We start from the raw sequence: 1,148 nt of genomic DNA on the forward strand, positions 1-1,148 counted from the left end.
CCGAGCGATGATGTCGGCGATCCGCATCTTTCACCCAGTCCGGCCGAATCGCAGATGCGTATGCCTGAGCACTGCGTGACGCTTCGCCATTGGGCTGAGCAGAAAACCCAAGGCGCTCGTCGATGGCGCGCGCCACGGTCGACGATTTGGGCAGGCGTCGAGGATCACAACCAGCCCAAAACGTGAACATGCTCTCGAACAGCACGCCCAAGATCGTGGTCGTATAAGGCAATTCGACCGTGACAAGCTTGCCGGTTGAGTCAGCTCGCATGGGCAAATCGGTCATTGGCATTGCGGTGTCGCCCATGCCCATATACATCGCGTGAAGCTCGCGTTGCAAGCGCATCTCGACGTCGCAATGGCTGATCGAAGAATTGACAATTGCACGGGTCAGTTTGGCGAGTTCCTGGGTTTTCAGTTCGAGGCGATTGTGCAATCGACCGACTTCCTGTTCTACTCGCCGCACCCGCGCTTGCAGCGACGAGTGTTCGTCGAGCGGTGGCGAACACCGCTCGTTCGTGTAGTCAGCCTTCTCGGGGCGTTCCATGCGTCCACCTCTTCACGACCATGATCACCTCGGCACAGAGCCACAACGGGATCAACCTATTCAAAAGCGCCAACACCACGCGCAAAAAACCAGCTGAATCACTACGCACTCGATGTGTGACGTCGTCGCATGTCGTTGGCCGGCCGCCAATGCAGTGTTTATTGCAGAACGACGCGTCGTCAACTAGGAGACTATGGAGGTCAGAAGCCTCAAGTTTTCCGCGACAATCCATTCGAACGCACGCACCCTCGCTTTCGCGAGCTGGTTTGATTGGTCATACGAGCCGATCTTTCCGAATTTCGACGCGAGCTCATCCGATAGGAGTCGATTCGATGCCAACGTATCTCGAATTGAAGGCGCAAGCTGAACAGCTCAGACAACAAGCGGAACAGGCCCGCCTGGCTGAGCTTGACATTGTTCTCGCGGAGGTTCGCGCGCGTGTGGCCGAATACGCGCTGACTGCCGAGCAGATCTTCGGGCGTCGGCGCAGCGCATCTGCCACGCGGGTCGGCCAAGATCGTATCCCGGCTCGGCCAGGAAGTTCACCGGGACGACGGGCGGCCCGCCGGCTTCGCCGATCGCGTACAACGCACCGCTCAGT

The 1,148-nt window shown here is 58.7% G+C and carries 2 protein-coding genes; one reads left to right on the forward strand and one right to left on the reverse strand.

Annotated elements, in window-relative coordinates; all coding sequences use genetic code 11:
* Window positions 1-547, reverse strand: a 547-nt coding sequence (locus ABZS61_RS34850) for a hypothetical protein (RefSeq protein ID WP_356430554.1), incomplete at its 3' end; no start/stop codon positions are given.
* 332 nt (window positions 548-879) lie between these two features.
* On the opposite strand from ABZS61_RS34850, the gene ABZS61_RS34855 reads away from it, so the two are divergent.
* On the forward strand, window positions 880-1,148 hold a 269-nt coding region (locus ABZS61_RS34855), incomplete at its 3' end, for an H-NS family nucleoid-associated regulatory protein (protein WP_356430557.1).

The sequence above is a fragment of the Streptomyces sp. NPDC005566 genome (assembly GCF_040605575.1).
Taxonomy (GTDB): domain Bacteria; phylum Actinomycetota; class Actinomycetes; order Streptomycetales; family Streptomycetaceae; genus Streptomyces.